The sequence below is a fragment of the Exiguobacterium sp. s83 genome (assembly GCF_018617095.1).
GTDB classification, from domain to species: Bacteria; Bacillota; Bacilli; order Exiguobacteriales; family Exiguobacteriaceae; genus Exiguobacterium; species Exiguobacterium profundum.
On sequence record NZ_JACSJP010000001.1, the window covers coordinates 379,961 to 400,868 of the forward strand.

The following is a 20,908-nucleotide window of genomic DNA, read 5'->3' on the forward strand; positions in this document are numbered from 1 at the left end:
TCCTATATTCGAGGGGCGGCAAAGTCTATGAAAAAAACGTATGTACTCGATACGAACGTACTCCTACATGATCCGCTATCCTTATTTCAATTTGAAGAACACGACGTGGTCATTCCAGCCATCGTCCTAGAAGAGTTAGATGGAAAGAAACGAAACATGGATGAGGTCGGGCGGAATGCCCGTGAAACGTCACGTGTCCTCGACCAGCTCCGGACATCGGGAAAACTCCATGACGGGGTCCCGCTTGAAAACGGAGGACGTCTGTTTGTCGAAATCGGTCATGAACACCAGGTCGATATTCCGTTCGATGTCATGACAAACGATAACCGTATCCTACTCGTTGCCTTAAAGTTAATGAAACAATTCGAGCATGACGGAGGTCGAAAGGTCGTCGTCGTCTCAAAAGATATATTGGTCCGTGTCAAAGCGGACGCCATTGGAATTGATGCAGAAGACTATCTGACAGATCATATCGTTGACACGACGGACTTATACGCCGGCTATCGAGAGATTGAAGTCGATCAGTCGCTCATCGATGAATTTTATAAAGTTCGTCAATTGCCGACGACGGCCTTGACGAAACAAGTGCTATATCCGAATTCATTCGTCGTCTTGAAAAGTAATGTGTCGAAAGCGAGTGCGCTTGCTGTGGTCGATTCGCTTCAACCGATTTTACGACCACTGGCACTCGATGCAGATCATATTTGGGGAATTCATCCACGAAACGTTCAACAGCGGATGGCACTCGACCTGTTGCTTCGAGATGACATTCCGTTTGTCACCTTACTTGGGAAAGCCGGTACCGGGAAGACGCTCCTTGCCCTAGCAGCAGGGCTCTCGCTCGTCGAGGATGAACAGCGTTACAATAAGCTCGTCGTCGCTCGCCCGGTCGTGCCGATGGGGAACGATATTGGTTACTTGCCAGGGGAAATGGAAGAGAAGCTTCGTCCTTGGATGCAACCGATTTATGATAACTTGGAATTTTTATTTAATGCGAATTCAAAAGACGAGCTCGGGAATATTCTAGCCGGTATGAAATCGATTCAGCTCGAGGCGCTCACCTATATTCGAGGTAGAAGTATGCCGGACCAGTTCATCATCATCGATGAGGCACAAAACTTAACGAAGCACGAAATTAAAACCATTCTCACCCGAGTCGGTGAAAACTCGAAAATCGTACTCGTCGGCGACCCGTATCAAATCGACCATCCGTATTTGGATGAATACTCGAACGGCTTGACGTACGCGGTGGAACGCTTCAAAGGACAAAACGTCTTCGGACACGTGCAACTCGTGAAAGGGGAACGTTCGTCACTTGCACGATTGGCGGCTGACCTACTATAAGAAAGATACAAATAACGCCGAGCTTCGTGCTCGGCGTTATTTTGTATCGAGTTGTAACGACTGGACGTTCGTCCGTTCTAAGAAGGCATTCGAGATCATAATCAATCCCGTGATGATGAACAGGGCAGAAAATCCGAAGTGTGCCACGATTTGGGATCCAAATAGCGGTCCGAGTAGATTCCCCATGAACTGAGCGGACTGATTGTATGAAAAGATGCGCCCCGTCGCAGAGACCGGCGTATGCTGGCGCAGTAGCGATTGAACGGACGGCATCAAGGCGGCCGTTGCGAACCCGATTCCGAAACGCAACAAGATGAGTTGAGTCGTTGAGGTAACGAATGCTTGCGGAATCAAGAAGAGGCTATAGAGGAGCAGTGCCCAAAACAAGATGCGCTCCGCTCCGTGTCTGTCCGATAACCGTCCGAGACGCTGCGCCGAAACGAGAGCGGCCAGTCCCGGAGCGGAGGCGACAATCCCTGCCATGAAGGCGAGCGCGGTAGTGTTCGGATTCAATTCACGTACGTATAATGTCAAGAGTGGTCCGATGGATTGTGTCGAGAACTGAATGAGGAACGTTGTCACAAACAGACCGACAATCAACTGTGGATGTCGCAGTGAGGCGAAAATCGATTTCATCGACGCGAGTTCTTCGCGTTTCACTGGGACAAAATCTTCTTTTACGAACCAAAGCGTGATGAGGAACGTCAGGAAGAGTGCACTTCCGGTAAAGAGAAAAACGGATCGAAGCCCAATCCAGTCTGCGAGCAGTCCGCCGATGAGGGGACCGAGTAGACCACCAGTGATTCCACCGGTTGACAGGGTACCGAGCGCCCAGCCACTTTTCTCTTTTGGTGTCTGAGATGCGACTAACGTGATGCCGGCTGAAATAAATCCAGACACGGCCCCCATGAGTAAACGCAACCCGACGAGTTGATATACGTCTTGGACGAAGCTGATGAGGAACATGACGATGGCCATCCCGAGACTGGCTCGGATGAGCATCAGCTTTCTTCCTTTTCGGTCAGCCAAGCGTCCCCACATCGGAGAGACGATGGCGGCTACGAGGAACGTCGCGCCGAACGCAATCGCAGACCAAGTGACGACGTGGTCCGGATCCTTTACCCCGAGTTGTTCGATGAACAATGGAAGGAATGGAAGGACGAGGCTCATCGACGCGGCGGTCAAGAAGCTACCGATCCAAACAACCATTAAATTTCGTTTCCATAGAGGTATCGTAAGCGTCACGACCTTTCTTATTCAATTTGTAGTCAACACTCTATATACTACACTTTGTGAACTAAAAAGTCCAAAAAAAGAGAAGGTGTGACCCTTCTCATTGATTGCTTAATACGGTGATATGATTGACTTGGCGAATGACCTGATCCTCATATAATACATAGACAGGTCCGTCAGTAAGTACTTTTCCGTCTTTTGAAAATTGTAAATATACGCGCGATGCCTCGCTGAGCGATAGAGTCAATATAGTCTCACCGTAAAAACGGACATGTGTCGCGAGCTCAATCGGTTCGGCATTGTTTAAAAAAGGCGCGAGCGGCATGGCGAACGAGTCGCGTAATGCTGCATCCTTGTCTTGTCGCGACATCGGTTTGTTGTGGTCGATTCGAGTTCCTTGTGACAATCCGTCATCCCATGCTTTCCCCATTTTCGCATAGTATGCCTCACGGTCATTCTCCGTCACCGAGTCCAAATCTTCAATCTTTCGTTTTCGTTCGTCAAAAATCCATACGGTCGGGTCGATCGTCAGACTGTGGCGAACCGCTCCATCAAGTGGAAAAATCATGCTTATATCCCCCTTCATACACATTACACGTTTCATTATAGCGCTCTTTCTCGTAAAATGGAAAAGAGGAAGAATGTCGCGTTCATTCATACTGTACATTGAATTATGACGAAAGATAATGTACAGTTGAGTTATGACAAACAGTCTGTCATCGTACGGAGGAGGGGTCGTAGTGGCGACAAATTTGGCTGCAATCCAACGGGAGCAAGCGCTTCAATTACTCGAGGCGGATGCTGAAAAAATCCGTTGTCTGATTGAAGTACAGTTAGAAAACCTAAAAATGCCGAAGTGCCCGCTTTATGAAGAGGTGCTTGATACACATATGTTTGGACTATCGCGCCAAATTGATTTTGCGGTTCGTCTTGGACTCATTTCAGACATTGAAGGTAAAGGACTGCTCGATTCATTGGAACAAAAGTTATCTGCCTTGGCAGAAGCTTCAGAATTATGAACCTTATACTCAAACTGTGCAAGAGGCGCTGTTTGAGTATTTTTTTATAAGGGTTGTCGGATTGTTTTACATAAGGAAGTGAATACATGAAAACACGGTTTCGGTATTTTGATTTTGCGTTGTTTTTGTCAGTGCTCTTGCTCGTCGGGCTAAGCTCCATCATGATTTATAGTGCGAGTGTTTGGAATCGTGGGGATTACGCGAATAGTAGTTTATTCTATCGCCAGCTCGTCTACGTTGGCATTGGAATCTTTGTCTATTTGATTGCGACATTGTTCCGATATGAGATGTTTCGGAAAAAAGGCATTCGCCTCGGTCTTTATGCGCTTTCTGTCATCTTGCTGTTTGTCACGTGGGCGATGCCGCCATTGAACGGGGCCCGGGCTTGGCTCATCATCGGCGGAATGACCATTCAACCGGTCGAGATTGCCAAATTTGTCCTCATCATACTGCTTGCGAACTACTACCATGAACTATGGAATAATGAGTTGAAAGGACTCCCGGGTCGACTAGCGCGGGCCGCGATCACGAAAAAAGGGTTGCGCGCTCAAATCGGCGCCTTCTTTTTAGTGCCTGTCCTCTTTTACTTCTCGTTCTACGCCATCGCAATCAATGGACAGCCGGATATGGGTGGGTTATTCGTCCTCGGTTCCATCATGTTGCTCATGTGGTTCGGTGTCGGGGCGCCGCTTCGAATTTTGATTCCGGGGATTTTAGCTGGGATGGGTACTGTATTCGTATTGTTCACGACCATCTTCTCGGAGAATCAACGAAGTCGGATTGAGGTCGTGTTCAACCCGTTCATGGACCCGGAAGGATATGGACACCAATTGCTCATGTCGATCATCTCGATCGTACATGGTGGATTGACCGGAGTCGGACTCGGGAACAGTTTTCAAAAGTATGGGTATTTGCCAGAACCAGAAACCGACTATATCATGTCGATCATTGCGGAGGAGTTAGGGTTCTTCGGTGTATTGACGGTTTTGGTCCTACTCTTCTTCATCGCCTTTCGCGCGATTCATATCGCCAATCATGCGGATAGTCACTTTGCGATGTTCGTATCGTTTGGGATTGCCTCACAAATTATGATCCAGACGGCCATCAATATCGGTGCGATGTCCGGTTGGTTCCCAGGGACAGGCGTAACCTTGCCACTGGTCAGTTATGGGGGAACATCGCTTATCATGATGATGGGTGTTCTCGGGGTGCTCAGCAGTATCTCGATGCGTAACCGTCATCGAGAGGCGACACGACGAGAAGAAATTCGGGTGAAGTCAGAAGAAAACGTTCAACGTTCATCACTTCACGTCGTCAGGTAAGGAAACAAACAAACTTCATTAACGGGGGGATTTCATTTGAAACCAATTAAAAAGTTACTTGTTGCAAACCGTGGGGAAATTGCCATTCGCGTATTTCGAGCGGCGACAGAGTTAGGCATTCGAACGGTAGCTGTCTATTCACAAGAAGATAGCGGTTCCTTACATCGCTTTAAAGCCGATGAGGCCTACTTGATCGGTGTAGACAAAAAGCCGATCGATGCGTATCTCGATATCGAAGACGTGATTCGAATCGCTAAGGAGTCAGGCAGTGATGCGATTCACCCGGGATATGGTTTCCTTTCAGAGAATATTGAACTCGCACGACGTTGCCGTGAAGAGGGCATCATCTTTGTCGGACCGCATGAGTCACATTTACATGCGTTCGGGGATAAGGTACGAGCACGTCAGAGTGCGATTGCTGCGGGTCTTCCTGTCATTCCGGGTTCGGATGGACCGCTCACATCATATGAAGACGCGGAAACATTTGCGAACGAGCACGGATTCCCGCTCATGGTCAAAGCGTCGATGGGTGGCGGAGGCCGCGGAATGCGTGTCATTCGTACAGAAGCAGAAATGAAAGATTTGATTGAACGTGCAAAATCAGAAGCGAAGCAGGCGTTCGGTTCTGACGAAGTGTACATAGAAAAACTCGTCGAACGTCCGAAACACATCGAGGTGCAGATTCTTGGAGATGAGCACGGTCACATCATCCACTTGTTCGAGCGTGACTGTTCGGTTCAGCGCCGTCACCAAAAAGTCGTCGAAGTGGCGCCGTGTGTGACCTTGTCTGATGCATCACGCCAAGCGATTTGTGATGCGGCGGTCCAACTCATGCGTCACGTCGGTTACGTCAACGCCGGTACGGTCGAATTCTTGGTGACCGAGGACGAGTCGTTCTACTTCATCGAGGTCAACCCACGTATTCAAGTGGAACATACGATCACAGAGATGGTCACAGGCTTTGATATCGTTCAAACACAATTGATGATCGCGCAAGGTGAGTCGCTCCACGGCGATATGATTCAAATGCCGAAGCAAGAAGACATTAAACTTCTCGGTTATGCGATTCAATCACGTGTTACGTCTGAAGACCCAGGCAACAACTTCATGCCGGATACTGGGAAAATCATGGCTTACCGTTCTCCAGGCGGCTTTGGTGTCCGTCTTGACGGTGGAAATGCGTATGTCGGTGCAGAGATTTCACCGTACTACGATTCACTTCTCGTGAAATTGTCCACACATGGCATGACATTCGAACAAGCGGCCTCGAAGATGGTTCGAAACTTGAACGAGTTCCGGATTCGCGGAATCAAGACGAACATTCCGTTCTTGATTAACGTCATGAAGCACCCGAACTTTATCAATGGAGATTACAACACGTCATTCATCGATGAGACGCCAGAACTGTTCGTCTTCCCGAAACGAAAAGACCGTGGGACGAAACTGTTGAACTATATCGGGGACGTGACGGTGAATGGATTCCCGGGTGTCGGTCTGAAAGACAAGCCGATCAGCCGTTCGGTGCGAATCCCACATGACCTCCCAGCAGAAGCGAAGCCAGGGACGAAACAAATTCTTACAGAGCTTGGACCGGACGGCCTCGCCGATTGGATCAAACGTCAACCGGAATTGTTGCTGACGGATACGACGATGCGAGATGCCCATCAATCGTTGCTCGCGACGCGCATGCGGACACAGGACATTTTGAACATTGCCGAACCGACAAGCAAACTCATGCCAGAATTGTTCTCGGTCGAGGCGTGGGGTGGAGCGACGTTCGACGTCGCCTACCGCTTCTTATCCGAAGACCCATGGGTACGTCTCATGAAGCTTCGTGAGAAGATGCCGAACGTCTTGATTCAAATGTTGCTACGCGGTGCGAATGCGGTCGGATACAAAAACTATGCAGACAACGTCATTGAGAAATTCGTACACGAAGCGGCATATGCCGGAGTCGACGTGTTCCGAATCTTTGACAGTCTCAACAACTTAGAATCGATTCAATTGGCAATCGATGCGACACTTCCGACTGGGAAAGTGGCGGAGGCGGCCATCTGTTATACGGGAGACTTGTACGATGGCAACCGTCCGAAGTACCACCTTCCGTATTATATCGACCTCGCGAAGAAACTTGAGGCGAGTGGTGCGCATATCTTAGCAATCAAAGATATGGCCGGTCTATTGAAGCCGGAATCGGCCTATGCACTCGTATCGGCATTGAAAGACGCCGTGGACTTACCAATCCACTTGCATACACACGATGCTTCCGGTAACGGGATCTTCACCTATGCTCGTGCGACAGATGCCGGTGTCGATATCGTTGACGTTGCAGCGAGCTCGATGTCAGGGATGACGTCACAGCCTTCAGGTGGAAGTTTGGTCTACGCGCTCAACCACCACGAACGTCAGCCGAAGGTCGACCCGAAACAATATGAGATCATCAGTGACTACTGGCAAGACGTGCGTCATAACTATGAACCGTTTGAAAGTGATATGCGTGCCCCGCATCCATCCGTGTATGAGCACGAGATGCCGGGTGGACAATATTCAAACCTCCAACAGCAGGCGAAAGCGGTCGGCCTTGGAGACCGTTGGGGCGAAGTCAAGGCGATGTATGCCCGAGTGAACATGTTGTTCGGGGACATTGTCAAGGTGACGCCGTCATCTAAAGTTGTCGGTGATATGGCGCTCTTCATGGTCCAGCATAACTTGACGGAAGAAGATGTGATGACGCGCGGACACCAGTTGGACTTCCCGGACTCGGTCGTCGAAATGATGCGTGGTGAATTGGGGACGCCTCCAGGTGGATTCCCGAAAGATGTACAACAAGTCATCTTGAAAGGGGAAGAGCCATTAAACGTTCGTCCTGGTAAATTGATCAAGCCATATGACTTTGAATCGGCACGCCAAGAACTATTCGAAAAATTCGAGCGACCGGTGACGGACTTTGAACTTCTTGCCCATGCGCTTTATCCGAAAGTGTACGAAGACTATATCAAACATACAACGACCTACGGGGATGTATCGGTGCTCGACACGTTGACGTTCTTCTACGGATTAAACGTCGGGGAGACAATCCAAGTTGAAATCGAGACAGGAAAAACATTAATCATCAAGCTCGTACAAGTGAGTGCGGCGAATGAAGATGGCATCCGTCTCGTCTCGTATGAGATGAACGGGGTACCACGTGAAATCGAGATTAAAGATGTCAATGTCAAATCGGCAACGACAAGCCGTCCGAAAGTCGATCGTTCGAACGCCAAACAAGTCGGTGCATCGATGCCGGGGTCTGTCTTGAAAGTATTGGTCGAACCAGGAAGTCGCGTTCACCGTGGGGAGCAGTTGCTCGTCACAGAAGCGATGAAGATGGAAACGACAATTCAAGCGGCACAAGATGGTGAGATTAAGGCCATCCATATTAAAGAAGGCGACACAATACAAAGTGACGACTTGTTGATTGAATTTGTATAATCAAAAGAAGCATAGCGCGCTATGCTTCTTTTTTGTAGATGGGAGTGGAGATCATGAGACGAATATGTTGGTTCCGTTCAGATTTTAGACTGACCGATAATCATATGTTACACCGTGTATTGAAAGATATGGAGGAAGGCGATGACCTAGACTTCGTCTTTTGGTTGAATCCGAAATACTGTCACCCATTCGAAGTGCGGCATGACTATTTCTTCTCGACGATGCGAACGTTCATGGATGATTTAGAAGCGAAAGGGTTAGGGCTTCGTGTCCTCGTCGCGGAGACGGAGGATGCGTTCGTGAAACAGCTCGGCGAGATGGATGTGCTCTATTTTAATGCGGAGTATGTGGAACCGTTCAAACAGCGGGATGACCGTGTGATTGAAGCACTTAGTGAAGATGTAAAGGTAGTGCGACTTTTAGATCGTCATCTGTTTCATCCCGATGCGTTCCGTACAAAAAGTGGCGATCCCTATAAGGTGTTCACCCCGTTCAAAAAAGCGGCGTATGCCGAACAGCCACCCGCACCATATGAGGTTGATGTCGATCGTTTATCTCAGTACATCCGTTCAAAGAATGAACAACCGAGTGAACTGAAAGAGCTCTTCAAGCGATGTAAACGTGAATGGAAAGGGCTAGGGGAAACGGAAGCGAAGAAGCGATTGACCCGCTTTGTCAATGATCGCATGGTCGATTATGACGAGAAGCGTGACATTCCGAGCATCGCCGGGACGAGTCGACTATCTCCTTATTTACGGACAGGTGTGTTGTCGATTCGCACGATCGCCGAACAAGTGTTGTCGGCGAGACAATCAAAAGGGCGCGACACGTATTATGATGAGCTGTTGTGGCGCGAATTTTATTACATGGTCATGGCAAAGTTCCACGGATTGAAAGATCAACCGTTCAATGATAAATACAAGTCGATTGAATGGGAGGACAATGAACAGCAGTTCGAAAAGTGGTGTAACGGGGAAACCGGGTATCCAATCGTCGACGCGGCGATGCGTCAGTTGAACAAGACCGGGTGGATGCACAACCGCCTACGCATGATTGTCGCATCTTTCCTATCGAAACATCTCCTTCTCGATTGGCGAAAAGGGGAACGGTATTTCGAGCAAAAGCTGATCGATTATGAGGCAGCGTCGAATATCGGGGGATGGCAATGGGCGGCCTCAGTCGGGACGGACGCTGTTCCGTATTTCCGTATTTTCAATCCGACGACGCAATCCGAGCGATTTGACCCTGATGGGACGTTCATCCGGAAGTATGTGCCGGAGCTGAAACATATAACAGATAAATCGATTCACTTTCCGGACCCGTCAGAGCGAGACAACTATGCCATGCCAATCGTCGATCATAAAGAAGCGAGAGAGCGTGCCCTCGAACGATTTAAAGCATTGTAAACTAAAAAGCGCCGTGGCGCTTTTTAGTTTGGTTATCCGTTCATGTTTTTCAATTGTGCCCCGTCTTGTCGCGCTGTCGACCGATACGCGTGATAAGAGAGGTATGACAGGATACCGAAGTAGCACGTGATCAAGAATGCGTGAAGGAGCGGAACGTAAGTCGCGTGTCCCCCAAGAACGATCCATGCACCTGTACCGACTTGAAGCAGGATGAAGAAGAGAGACGCCATCATGCCGCGCTCAATCAATCGATTCATTTCTTTACGTGCCAAGTAAAGAACATACAACGTGTACAAGACGAGTAGCCCGGCCATCACACGGTGTCCCATCTGCACATACGACTCAAACGTCCACACTTCTTGTTCACAAATCGGCCAACCGACACAAGCATATGTAGCACCGAGGTGACGGACATAAGCTCCGGTGTAGACGACAATCATCGTATAGATCGAGAGACCGTAAAGATGAGATCTCAACCGTCTCGATACGACTTGATGCTCTCGGTCACCTTCGAATAACAGAATCGTCAAAATGAGTAACGATGCGAACGACACGAGAGAAATGCCGAAATGAAGGGCCAGGATGGCGTCCGACTGTTGCCAAATGACCGCGCCCGCTCCAATGATCGATTGGATGAGCATAAAGATAAATGCGAGAAACGCGAAGATTTTCACATCGACCCGATGTTTGACCGCGATGAACGTCCAAATGGCGAGCGCAATGATGAGAAGACCTTCGATTCCGGAGACTACCCGGTGACTGTATTCGATCATCGTTTCAACGCTTGGGTTGGTTGGGATTAATTTTCCATGACAGAGTGGCCAGTCCGTCCCACAACCATCTCCTGAATCCGTCTTCGTCACGGTTCCACCCATGATGAGGACAAGCATCATCCCGAGGGTGACAAACCCTGAGAAAAACGCGAGTTTTTTATGCATGCAATACCACCTGCTTCTAATCAAAATCCGTTAAAAATGTACCTTGTTTATTTATATTTTTTTCGCCATACTTATTATACGGCTTTCTGTTCAAAAAACGAAATGGAAAAGCTTGCAATCGTTATCAAAAACGTTATTCTAATATTAGTAAAGCACATAAGGTGTGACAAATATCACACTATTGACACAAAAAACTCGCTATTTTACAAGCATAAAGGGCGTATTTTATAAAAAAATATGGTATCTTTGTAGAGAGTTAAGTGTATTTTGTTCATATTGTGTTTTTTCTGTGAAGAGAATGCGAGGATTTCGTGATTATGTGGGGGGGTCAGTATGACAAAAGTCAACCCAGGGATGATGGTAGATGTAGAGTATACAGAATCAACGTCATTCCGAGATTACGTCGCCTTAGCGAAAATGGGAATCGTTCGCGCCAACCTGTTGTTGGTGTTTGCAGGATTCTTCGTGGCAGCGACGTACCAGAGCGATACGCCAGTCCTTTACTTGTTTGAAGTTTGGCCACAGCTCTTATTAACGATGTTAGGAAGCGCACTCGTGATTTCGGGGAGTTGTTACCTAAACAACTTTGTGGACCGAGATATCGATTACTTAATGGATCGTACGGACAATCGACCGAGTGTAACCGGCAAGATTTCAGGAGAGAAGATTCTACTCCTTGGATTGACACAACTTGCAATCGGAACACTTCTTTTGCTCCTTGTATCGTACGTCGCCGCAGTATTCGGTTTAATCGGGGCATTTTTTTATGTCGTGATTTATACGATGTGGCTGAAGCGTACGAGTACGCTCAATACGGTCGTCGGTAGTATTTCAGGAGCCGTTCCACCGCTCATCGGTTGGGCAGCACTCGATCCGACACTTCATATCGATGCGTGGCTCATGTTCCTTGTCATGTTCTTATGGCAACCACCACACTTCCTGGCGCTCGCCATGCGACGGACGGAAGAGTATCGAGCGGCAGGCATTCCGATGCTTCCGGTCGTGAACGGATTTGCCATCACGAAACGGCAAATCATCTGGTGGATTGCGACGCTGATTCCGGCATCGCTCTTATTTATGCACTATGGTCTTGTTTACTTGACAGTCGCAGCCGGTTTAGGGGGCTACTGGTTGTATCTCGGGTTGAAAGGATTCAACGCCGAGGATGAAATCAAGTGGGCAAACAAAATGTTCTTCTATTCATTAATTTATTTAGTCGTGTGGATTATCGCGCTGATTTTGACAGCACTCTGGTGATCGCACTCACTATATAGAAAACCATTACACATCATTTTGGGAGAAAGTGGGGATTGTTGTGAAATCATTTAAGAAGCTTCTGTTTGGCATCGTCCCGATGATGATGTTCGCAGTCCTGTTATCAGGTTGCGGTCAAGAGGGATTGTCTGCATTGAAGCCGATGGGAGAAGGGGCTGAGCTTCAGCTCCGCATCATTCTCATCAGTTTGGCAATCATGCTCTTCGTACTCATCATCGTCTCGGTCATTTACGTGTACGTGCTCATGAAGTTCCGTCGGAAAGATGAATCGATTCCGAAGCAAGTTGAAGGTAGCAGTACACTCGAGATGATTTGGACAGTCGTTCCGATTATCCTTCTCATCATTCTCGCTGTTCCGACAATCACGACGACTGTCGAACTCGCGAAAGCGAAAGAAGCGAAAAAAGAAGAAGAAATCAATGTTACAGCTAACTTGTACTGGTGGGAATTTGAATATCCAGAAGCAGGTGTTGTGACAGGGCAAGAACTCGTCATCCCAGTCGGAAAACGAGTCGGCATCAACTTGACGTCTAAAGATGTCATTCACTCATTCTGGGTACCAGCTTTATCTGGTAAGACAGATACGAACCCAGGACTTGATAACGAAATGTGGTTACATGCAAATGAACCAGGTACTTACTACGGGAAATGTGCTGAGCTTTGCGGTCCGTCACATGCCCTTATGGACTTTAAAGTCATCGCGCTCGAGCAAGAAGAATATGATCAATGGCTCGCTGACATGAAAGCCAAGCAAGACGAGAACGGTGAGAAACTCGTCGCAGACAACACGAACTTGACGACAGGTGAAGAAGTGTATGTCCAAAGCTGCTTAAGCTGTCACGGCGGCGGTAAAGTGGCACCAAGTTTGACGAACTTCGGTGATCGTGAATGGCTCGCAGGTTACCTCGAAAACAACGAGGACAACTTGAAAGAGTGGATTCGTGACCCGCAAGAGAAGAAACAAGGGGCTCTTATGCCAGGATTCAATGAAGGTCAAATCAGCAACGAAGAATTAGATGCACTCGTTGACTTCTTGTATGAGCAGAAGATTGACTAACGGGAAAAGGGGGATTTCACGTGGCACAGACCACTGCAATGCAGCAATCGCGTAAATACAATGGCATCATGGATTGGATTACGACGGTTGACCACAAAAAAATCGGTATTTTGTATTTGTTCTCAGGAATCTTCTTCCTCCTTCTCGGTGGAATTGAAGCATTACTGATTCGTTGGCAACTCGTCAAACCAATGAACGATTTCGTCAGCGGTGAGACGTTTAACCAGTTGATTACGATGCACGGGACGACGATGATCTTCCTTGCGGCCATGCCGATGCTATTCGGTTTCATGAACGCCGTCGTACCACTTCAAATCGGGGCACGCGACGTTGCGTTCCCATTCATTAACTCATTAGGTTTTTGGTTGTTCTTCTTCGGTGGAGTCATGCTTAACTTGAGCTGGTTCTTCGGAGCAGCACCAAACGCAGGGTGGACGGCTTACGCTCCACTTTCAACACAACCGGAAGCGACAGGGGTAGACTTCTACACTCTCGGTCTTCAGATTTCAGGTTTCGGTTCATTGATGGCCGGGATTAACTTCCTCGTCACCATCTTGAACATGCGTGCGCCAGGAATGAAACTCATGCGTATGCCACTCTTCACATGGACGACTTTCGTTGCATCGGCATTGATCGTCTTCGCATTCCCACCACTTACGGTCGGATTGTTCATGTTGATGTTCGAGCGACTCTTCGGAGCTGCTTATTTTGACCCGGCACTTGGCGGGAACGTTGTCATCTGGGAACACCTTTTCTGGATCTTCGGTCACCCGGAAGTATACATCTTGATCTTACCGGCATTCGGTATTTTCTCGGAAATCATTCCGACATTTTCACGTAAACGCCTCTTCGGTTACACGACGATGGTCTTCGCGACAATGCTCATCGGTTTCCTTGGATTCATGGTTTGGGTTCACCACATGTTCACAGTCGGTCTTGGTCCAGTTGCCAACTCGATTTTCGCTGTTGCAACGATGGCGATTGCCGTACCAACGGGTGTTAAAATCTTTAACTGGCTCTTCACACTGTGGGGCGGTCAAATTAAATTCAACGTCGCCATGCTTTACTCAGTCGCGTTCATTCCTTCATTCCTCGTTGGTGGGATGACAGGGGTTATGCTTTCAGTCGCACCGGCTGACTATCAGTACCACGACAGCTACTTCGTTGTCGCTCACTTCCACTACGTTATCGTAGGTGGGGTTGTATACGGTCTCTTCGCAGGACTTTACTACTGGTTCCCACTCATGTTCGGAAAAGCCCTTTCTGAAAAGCTTGGATACTGGCAGTTCTGGTTGTTCTTTATCGGGTTCCACTTGACGTTCTTCCCGCAACACTTCCTCGGATTGTTCGGTATGCCACGTCGAGTCTTCACATACCTCGATGGTCAAGGTTGGGATACACTCAACATGCTCTCGACAATCGGTGCATTCTTCATGGGTGTGTCAACGATTGTCTTGCTCGTCGCTGTTGTGAAAGCCTTCTTGTCAAAAGACCGCGTCAAACCAGACCACTGGGGAGACGGTCGTACGCTTGAGTGGACACTTCCTGTTCCGACTCCGGAGTACAACTTTGCACAAACACCACTCGTCAAAGGACTTGATACGTTCTGGCTCGAGAAAATGGCAGGCAACAAACGCGTGTCAGTCGCTGAGGAAGTTTCGGACATTCACATGCCGAATAACTCGCTCATTCCGTTCTTCATGTCACTCGGCCTCTTTATCGCAGGACTCGGTGCCATCTTCCAGATGGATAACACGGTCGTTGGTTGGTCATTGATTGGATTTGGATTAGGGATGACGTTCGTCTCGATGTTCCTACGTTCTTGGATTGACGATCACGGCTACTACATTCCGAAGTCACAAGTCGAAGCAGACTTGAAAGCGATTCGTGAGAAAGGAGAACAATAAATGGCACATGCAGTTGAAAAACACCCAGTGACCGGTATCCCGGCCAATCCAGAGAAAGCAACACTGGAAGGGAAAAATAAATATGTGGCCTTCTGGTTCTTCCTTGGTGGAGAGACAGTCCTCTTCGCCTCGCTCTTTGGAACATACGTTGGTCTCTTGAACTCTGGTGCGCCAGAGGAATTACGTTCGTATAACATTTTCGAAATGGAGCTCGTCTTCATCATGACGATGCTCCTCCTCACAAGTTCACTTACAAGTGTCCTTGCGATGATGAACATGAAAGCAAACAATCCAGGGCGTATGAAGCTTTGGTTGATTGTCACACTCCTTCTTGGTGCCGGCTTCCTTGGTGCTGAGATTTACGAGTTCATTCACTACTACCACATCGGTCACACGTTCACATCGAGCGCATTCGGTTCAGCCTTCTATACGTTGGTTGGTTTCCACGGTGCGCACGTAACGTTCGGTCTCCTCTGGATTACGACACTCTTGATTCGTAACTGGAACCGTCCGATCGATGTATACAATGCACCAAAGTTCTATGTATCGAGTCTATATTGGCACTTTATCGACGTTGTTTGGGTCTTCATCTTCTCAATCGTCTACCTCTTAGGGATGGTGAACTAATATGGAAAAACGAGTAATGAACGAATCTCACAAGCAGTTAGAGCTTGAAGTAAAAGCAGAGTCGAAACGTGAGTATCAGCTTCAATTGATCAGTTTCGCGATGATGATTTTACTCACATTCGTGGCATTCGGCGCCGTCTATGCGGAATTGATGCCGGTGTGGGCAGCAGGTGGTTTTTTAATCATCTTGGCGGTCATCCAAGTCTTCCTACAGTTATATATCTTCATGCATATGAATAACCGTGGGAACACGTGGATCGTTGGCATGATGTGGCTAGGTATCTTTGTTGCCATCATCACGGTCGCTGCACTCCGCTTACTCATTTGGTAATTGTGACAAAGGATTGAACATCTGTGGAAACACGGATGATTCGGTCCTTTTTCCTTTACTTCAAAAATGAATGAATAGTAATCTTGAAGTGAACGGTTTCAAAGGTTAGGGAGAGAAAGAAAAGGGGTGAACGGATGCTCTGGAATACGTCGGAGCTGCTCAATCAATTTGATTGGCTCACGTTATGGAGTCCGCTGTTCGGATTGCTCATGGTCGGGATTTATGTGTTATACGCCGTCGTGACAGAGAGAATGGCGAAGCGAGGATATGCCTCGACCACGTTATTACAAAAGTTTAGTATGTTGTTTGCGATTGTCTTGTATTACATCGGTTTTGGAAGTCCAATCGATGTCATGGCACATATCATTTTGTCGGTGCATATGTTCCAAATGGTGCTCGTCTATATTTTGGCACCGGCACTCGTCGTTTACGGTCTACCGTACTGGGTGTTTGAAAAAGTACTTAGCTTCAAATGGATTGGGCCGACGTTCAAGTTTTTGACGAAGCCACTGATTGCGCTTATTTTATTCAACGCATTGTTCTCGATTTACCATATGCCGGTCGTATTTGACTACGTCTTGACGAACTATGGCGTTCACCGTATTTTCCACGGTGCCCTTCTCGTCTTTAGTTTGACGATGTGGTATCCGGTCATCGTTCCACTCGTCTCAGACGAAGAGGAAGGCATGTCCGATTTGAAACGAATGGTGTACATTATCGCCAACGGGGTCTTATTGACACCTGCCTGTGCGCTCATCATCTTCAGTCAAACGACGCTCTATAATGCGTATACGGACCCGCAGACGTTTGCGACAGTCCTTGGCTACTGTCTCCCGAACGGTGACGTTTCTGGAATCGATTTAGAGGCGTTGATGGGAGCGACGAACAGCGCGCTCGAAGATCAACGATTCGGTGGGGTTCTCATGAAGCTCGGTCAAGAGATCGTGTACGGCTTCTTCTTCGGCTGGACGTTCTTCGGCTGGGTGCGTCGGACGAAATCGCTTGCTCTTGATGAAGGCATGTCATTCACTCCGCAAGAAACAAATGAAAAAAATTAAACAGAACATAAAGGGGAAACATTGATGAACTATCTTGCCTTAATTAGTGTGTCATTCATCGTCATCAGTGCGATTCTTGTCGCCATCGGATGGGTGATTATCGCAAAAGACCGCAGCAACATCGAAAAACATAAAAAGGTGATGACGGCCGCAGCGATTGCAGCGACGACGTTCTTCATCCTTTACGTCTCGCGTACCATTTTTGTCGGTAACACGGCATTTGGGGGACCGGATTCAGTGAAGCCGTTCTATCTTGGTTTTATGATTTTCCATATTCTTCTCGCAACCACAGGTGGTATCCTCGGATTGATTACGCTCTATCTCGGTTATAAAAACAAAATCGAGAAGCACCGGAAAATCGGTCCAAAAGCGTCAGTCGTCTGGTTCTTCACGGCCATTACGGGGGTGACGGTTTACATTCTTCTCTATGTGGCATATGACCCAGGTGAAACGACGAACGTATTCCGCGCGATAATCGGAGGATGATCCATAGAGAGGGAGAGCTGTATGAAACGGAATAGCTATTTGACGGTCGGTTTGACCGTCTTGACGCTTGTCGTCATCGGAGTAGCCGTGTATTTTGTTTTCTTCAATCAAGACGACCTACCCGTCATTCAAGAGCCAACCCCGTTCACATTAACGAACGCATTAAATGAAGAGACCTATAATTCCGACAACGGAAAAGTGAAGATTGTGACGTTCTTCTATACGAACTGTCCAGATATTTGTCCGCTCACGTTGCGTGATTTTATGAAACTCGAAAAAGAATTGAAAAAAGAGAACTTATACGGCTCGGACGTAGAACTCGTCGCGATCACGGTTGACCCGGAGGTGGATACCGTGCCCGTTCTGAAAAATTACGGAGAAGCATTCCAAGCAGAGCCGACTGGATGGAAGATGTTGACGGGAGACCAGGTAGACATTGACCGAATCACACGTCAGCTACAGTTCTATTATTCGAAGGCGAACAGCGGACTCGTGACGCATGCGACGACGATGTACGTCATCGACCGCCATCATGATGTCCGTGCTGTCGCGCAGATGGCGACGGCAGGGGATGAACCGGTCGATATCGAATCTATCATGGAGGACGTTAAAGTGCTCGCGAATGAAAAGGAGTGATCACCATGAACGATACGATGGCTGTGATTGGGAATGACTATTCATACGGAGACGTGACGATTGCGGAACGGGCGATTGAAGATTTGATCGCGTGTAGCGCGATTGAATTCGGCTTGAAAGAAGTGAAAGTCGTCTCTCGCTCGAAAGACCACTATGATTATCAAATCATTGCACCATTATCACTCGTCGAGGCAGAGCAATTGTATCGCTATGTTCGAGACCAATTCGATTTATTGCTCGGTCAAGTCGATGTGACATTGACCGTCATTGCAACCAATTAATATAAGCCCACAGAAGCGAATTTGCTTCTGTGGGCTTTGTTTTCATTCGTACTTTTTAGTGAGCTTGATAAAGGATTAATATCATATTTTTTTGTGGGTCATGAAAAAGTTCTGCAAAGAAGCAATGCCCATCTTGAAAGTCATCTAGGTCTGCTTCATTTGAAAGGACGATATGAGATTTGTATGACTCGTTCCATTGAGATCGAATATCGCTGATTGATTGAGGTTCTAATATATTTCGATCATGTATTTGATAAGTTGAGAGATAAAGAGTCTGGATAGATTCAGAACAAATCATTTGTTCTAATTCATTGATTGAATCAGGCAGAGGAAGCACTTCTAATTGGATGCGTGACGCCCCAGAGCATAAGATGTTGCCCTTTCTTTCAAAATAAATCGAGTGATTCAAGGTCGGGAGCCTCCGATCTAGTCAAAAAAACAAACCCCTTCGCTTATGCAAGGGGTTTGACTTCTAATGTTTCTGCGAGTGCTTTTAGACGGCGCTCACAGTCGCGGACGATTTCTTCTGGGAAGACTTCATCGTATTCAACACCGTGTGGATAATAATGCTTTCCTAAAATCGGTGTAAGCATTTTGACAACAGCGTGACGATCTTCGATTTGACCTTCGATCGCGTATACAGGTAAGCGAAGATAGAATGTTTCGCCAGTCGATTGTTTCTCATATTTCATGTCATACGTGGCACGCTCATAATCCCAAGCACCTTCACGGATGAAATGATGATGATCCATGATCGTCTCGAGCAAACCAAAACGGATTTCTTTTCCCTCGATGTGGAACTGCTCAAATTTCATCATAATCCCCCTTTTCGAATAAACCTCATATGTCATCATACCATATTCAAAAACGTTCTTGGAATAACGTGTGTTCAAATTGTGAAAAAAAGATGAACGATTAATCAGCCGAGTGAATTTAAGTATTCCTCGATTTTTTGAGGGAGTTTCACGCCAAGAGGTAGCAGTCCTTCTGATCCGAAAAAGACGTTGAATTCCAAAATGTAAAATCCTTCTTCCGTCACGATGACGTCAAACGCTGCGTGATTGATGGATAACGTGTTCGCGATCGATTGAACTTCTTGGACGACGTCTCCCGGGATATCTTCGTACGAGAAGTTAGCACCTTGAGCGACATTGTTTAAAAAAGCCTCGCTGACACGCCAATAGGCACCGACTACCTCTTCTCCAATCACGATGATGCGTAAGTCGCGATCGTTCGGGATGAACTCTTGGACATAGAACGTATCATGATTCTCGACGTATTCTAACCAGTCTTGGTCATTTTTGATTAACCATACCCCTTGACCCATTGAGGATTTGGCTTTTTTGGCGACGAACGGGTAGTGGAACTCTTCTAACACGCGTTCAATCGTGTATGGGTTCTTTCCATAAATCAATGTCTTCGGAATCCGGTGCGGATATGTCGCTTTAAAGGCGCGCGTCATCTCGATCTTGTCGTGCCCGAGGTGATAAGTCGCAGGTGATGGGAAGATTGCTTTATTCATCCCGTAGATGATGGAATTGACCATCCAATACTCAGGGAACAGGACGAGGTCGGCAGCGCGAACCTTGTCGAGCTGATCGAAATAATATTCGGGTTTCGCATAATCCGTCTTGATCCCGGCCGATCGGATCATATTAAAAGAAACTTTTTTCATACGTAGACGCATAGGTTGCGTCTGTTCACTTCCTTTCTACATGGAACGCCTTGCGGTCAACTTCAATTATAATGTGGATTGCTTACATAGGGAAACAATTGTGGTAAAATCATGGCAGAAAGGGTGAGGGGTATGATAATCACTGAACAGACGATTGCCCTGCTCGATCAAACAGAAGAATTGACCGATTTGATTGAAGCAAGCGAATCGTTTCAAACATATATTCAAACGAAAGCGGCACGTCTCGCATCACAAGAAGCAAAAGAGATCGAGCGTGAGTTCTTGAAGATGAAAGAGGACTATGAGTATGTCCAGCGATTCGGAAAGCATCATCCGGACCACGATCGCATCAAAAAAGAGATGCATCTCATCAAACGTCGTCTCGACGTTCAGCCAGAAATCGCTGCGTTCAAAAAAGCGGAACGAAGCTTGGATAAGTTGTTAGGGGAAGTGAGTGAACTATTGGCTCATTCGGTCTCTCCAAAAATCAAGGTCCCGACCGGCAATCCATTCTTTGATGAAGGTGGATGTTCAGGTGGAGGTAGCTGCGGAGGAGGCGGAAGTTGTGGATGCGCCGTCTAAGTTGAATGAACGGATTGGCTTCGTCGTATATGTGAATTCCTTGAAACAAGTGAAAGCGTTAAGACGTTATGCGAATCTTTACTTTGTCTCAAAACGAGAGAAGTATGCGTTTCTTTATACTGACCTCGAAGGTCATGAAGCCGTACTCGAACAAGTGAAAGCATTGCCGTTCGTGGAAGCGGTCGTTCGAAGCGAACGTCCATTCATTTCCGAAACGTACGAGACAAAATCGAAATAATCAAAAAGATGAAGGTGGCATC

General features: G+C 47.4%; 22 protein-coding genes. 16 read left to right on the plus strand and 6 right to left on the minus strand.

The genetic code is table 11. From position 1 onward, the window contains the following. The first annotated feature begins 27 nt into the window (after window positions 1-27). Window positions 28-1,344, plus strand: a complete 1,317-nt coding sequence (locus KNO73_RS01940) for a PhoH family protein (protein ID WP_215111984.1) — start codon at window positions 28-30, stop codon at window positions 1,342-1,344. 36 nt (window positions 1,345-1,380) lie between these two features. On the opposite strand, the gene KNO73_RS01945 is transcribed toward KNO73_RS01940, so the two are convergent. Together KNO73_RS01945 and KNO73_RS01950 are read right to left on the minus strand one after the other, a co-directional pair. Beyond that, window positions 1,381-2,553: a multidrug efflux MFS transporter gene (locus KNO73_RS01945; RefSeq protein ID WP_240499801.1), complete on the minus strand. Its 1,173-nt coding sequence runs from the start codon at window positions 2,551-2,553 to the stop codon at window positions 1,381-1,383. Between the two features lie 124 nt (window positions 2,554-2,677). Then, window positions 2,678-3,145 carry a hypothetical protein gene (locus KNO73_RS01950; protein ID WP_015881275.1) on the minus strand — a complete coding sequence of 156 codons (468 nt, stop codon included), beginning with the start codon at window positions 3,143-3,145 and terminating at the stop codon, window positions 2,678-2,680. 172 nt (window positions 3,146-3,317) lie between these two features. On the opposite strand from KNO73_RS01950, the gene KNO73_RS01955 reads away from it, so the two are divergent. The 4 genes from KNO73_RS01955 (at window position 3,318) to KNO73_RS01970 (ending at window position 9,795) form a co-directional block, all read left to right on the plus strand. Beyond that, entirely contained in the window at window positions 3,318-3,596 is a 279-nt protein-coding gene (locus KNO73_RS01955; protein ID WP_015881276.1) for an Fpa/YlaN family protein, read from the plus strand. Window positions 3,597-3,682: 86 nt separating this feature from the next. Next, the gene (locus KNO73_RS01960; protein WP_015881277.1) at window positions 3,683-4,918 is read left to right on the plus strand and encodes an FtsW/RodA/SpoVE family cell cycle protein; all 1,236 of its coding nucleotides are present in this window, start codon (window positions 3,683-3,685) and stop codon (window positions 4,916-4,918) included. 36 nt (window positions 4,919-4,954) lie between these two features. Then, window positions 4,955-8,389, plus strand: coding sequence for a pyruvate carboxylase (locus KNO73_RS01965; RefSeq protein ID WP_214757146.1), 3,435 nt, complete (start codon window positions 4,955-4,957; stop codon window positions 8,387-8,389). Window positions 8,390-8,442: 53 nt separating this feature from the next. Next, complete coding sequence (locus KNO73_RS01970) at window positions 8,443-9,795, plus strand: cryptochrome/photolyase family protein (protein ID WP_215111985.1); 1,353 nt, start codon at window positions 8,443-8,445, stop codon at window positions 9,793-9,795. Between the two features lie 32 nt (window positions 9,796-9,827). Here KNO73_RS01970 and KNO73_RS01975 read toward each other — a convergent pair whose 3' ends face one another. Next, window positions 9,828-10,733 carry a COX15/CtaA family protein gene (locus KNO73_RS01975; protein ID WP_015881280.1) on the minus strand — a complete coding sequence of 302 codons (906 nt, stop codon included), beginning with the start codon at window positions 10,731-10,733 and terminating at the stop codon, window positions 9,828-9,830. A gap of 333 nt (window positions 10,734-11,066) precedes the next feature. On the opposite strand from KNO73_RS01975, the gene cyoE reads away from it, so the two are divergent. From cyoE to KNO73_RS02020, 9 genes are all read left to right on the plus strand, one after another. Continuing rightward, a complete protein-coding gene (cyoE, locus tag KNO73_RS01980; protein WP_015881281.1) occupies window positions 11,067-11,990 on the plus strand; it encodes a heme o synthase in 924 nt (307 codons plus the stop codon). Between the two features lie 97 nt (window positions 11,991-12,087). Further along, window positions 12,088-13,065, plus strand: coding sequence for a cytochrome c oxidase subunit II (gene coxB / locus KNO73_RS01985; RefSeq protein ID WP_078147917.1), 978 nt, complete (start codon window positions 12,088-12,090; stop codon window positions 13,063-13,065). 38 nt (window positions 13,066-13,103) lie between these two features. Further along, window positions 13,104-14,972 (plus strand): cytochrome c oxidase subunit I, encoded by a 1,869-nt coding sequence (ctaD, locus tag KNO73_RS01990; RefSeq protein ID WP_215112378.1) that lies wholly within the window; start codon window positions 13,104-13,106, stop codon window positions 14,970-14,972. Continuing rightward, window positions 14,973-15,599 carry a cytochrome (ubi)quinol oxidase subunit III gene (locus KNO73_RS01995; protein WP_015881284.1) on the plus strand — a complete coding sequence of 209 codons (627 nt, stop codon included), beginning with the start codon at window positions 14,973-14,975 and terminating at the stop codon, window positions 15,597-15,599. A 1-nt stretch (window position 15,600) separates the two neighbouring features. Further along, window positions 15,601-15,930, plus strand: coding sequence for a cytochrome C oxidase subunit IV family protein (locus KNO73_RS02000; RefSeq protein ID WP_031421543.1), 330 nt, complete (start codon window positions 15,601-15,603; stop codon window positions 15,928-15,930). 134 nt (window positions 15,931-16,064) lie between these two features. Then, on the plus strand, window positions 16,065-16,988 hold the full coding sequence (locus KNO73_RS02005) for a cytochrome c oxidase assembly protein (RefSeq protein ID WP_078146635.1): 924 nt from the start codon (window positions 16,065-16,067) through the stop codon (window positions 16,986-16,988). 24 nt (window positions 16,989-17,012) lie between these two features. After that, window positions 17,013-17,474 (plus strand): DUF420 domain-containing protein, encoded by a 462-nt coding sequence (locus tag KNO73_RS02010; protein ID WP_015881287.1) that lies wholly within the window; start codon window positions 17,013-17,015, stop codon window positions 17,472-17,474. A gap of 21 nt (window positions 17,475-17,495) precedes the next feature. Next, the gene (locus tag KNO73_RS02015; RefSeq protein ID WP_214691094.1) at window positions 17,496-18,110 is read left to right on the plus strand and encodes an SCO family protein; all 615 of its coding nucleotides are present in this window, start codon (window positions 17,496-17,498) and stop codon (window positions 18,108-18,110) included. Between the two features lie 5 nt (window positions 18,111-18,115). Then, window positions 18,116-18,391: a hypothetical protein gene (locus KNO73_RS02020; protein ID WP_214733661.1), complete on the plus strand. Its 276-nt coding sequence runs from the start codon at window positions 18,116-18,118 to the stop codon at window positions 18,389-18,391. 55 nt (window positions 18,392-18,446) lie between these two features. Here KNO73_RS02020 and KNO73_RS02025 read toward each other — a convergent pair whose 3' ends face one another. From KNO73_RS02025 to KNO73_RS02035, 3 genes are all read right to left on the minus strand, one after another. After that, entirely contained in the window at window positions 18,447-18,800 is a 354-nt protein-coding gene (locus KNO73_RS02025; protein WP_215111986.1) for a hypothetical protein, read from the minus strand. A 43-nt stretch (window positions 18,801-18,843) separates the two neighbouring features. Then, window positions 18,844-19,206 (minus strand): YugN family protein, encoded by a 363-nt coding sequence (locus KNO73_RS02030; protein WP_015881291.1) that lies wholly within the window; start codon window positions 19,204-19,206, stop codon window positions 18,844-18,846. A gap of 104 nt (window positions 19,207-19,310) precedes the next feature. Next, window positions 19,311-20,045 carry an ATP-grasp domain-containing protein gene (locus KNO73_RS02035; protein ID WP_251024821.1) on the minus strand — a complete coding sequence of 245 codons (735 nt, stop codon included), beginning with the start codon at window positions 20,043-20,045 and terminating at the stop codon, window positions 19,311-19,313. A 153-nt stretch (window positions 20,046-20,198) separates the two neighbouring features. On the opposite strand from KNO73_RS02035, the gene KNO73_RS02040 reads away from it, so the two are divergent. Both KNO73_RS02040 and KNO73_RS02045 read left to right on the plus strand, forming a co-directional pair. Next, window positions 20,199-20,648: a YlbF/YmcA family competence regulator gene (locus tag KNO73_RS02040; RefSeq protein ID WP_015881293.1), complete on the plus strand. Its 450-nt coding sequence runs from the start codon at window positions 20,199-20,201 to the stop codon at window positions 20,646-20,648. Continuing rightward, window positions 20,602-20,886 (plus strand): YlbG family protein, encoded by a 285-nt coding sequence (locus tag KNO73_RS02045; protein ID WP_312049149.1) that lies wholly within the window; start codon window positions 20,602-20,604, stop codon window positions 20,884-20,886. The genes KNO73_RS02040 and KNO73_RS02045 overlap by 47 nt, the downstream gene beginning before the upstream one ends. Window positions 20,887-20,908: the final 22 nt, after the last annotated feature.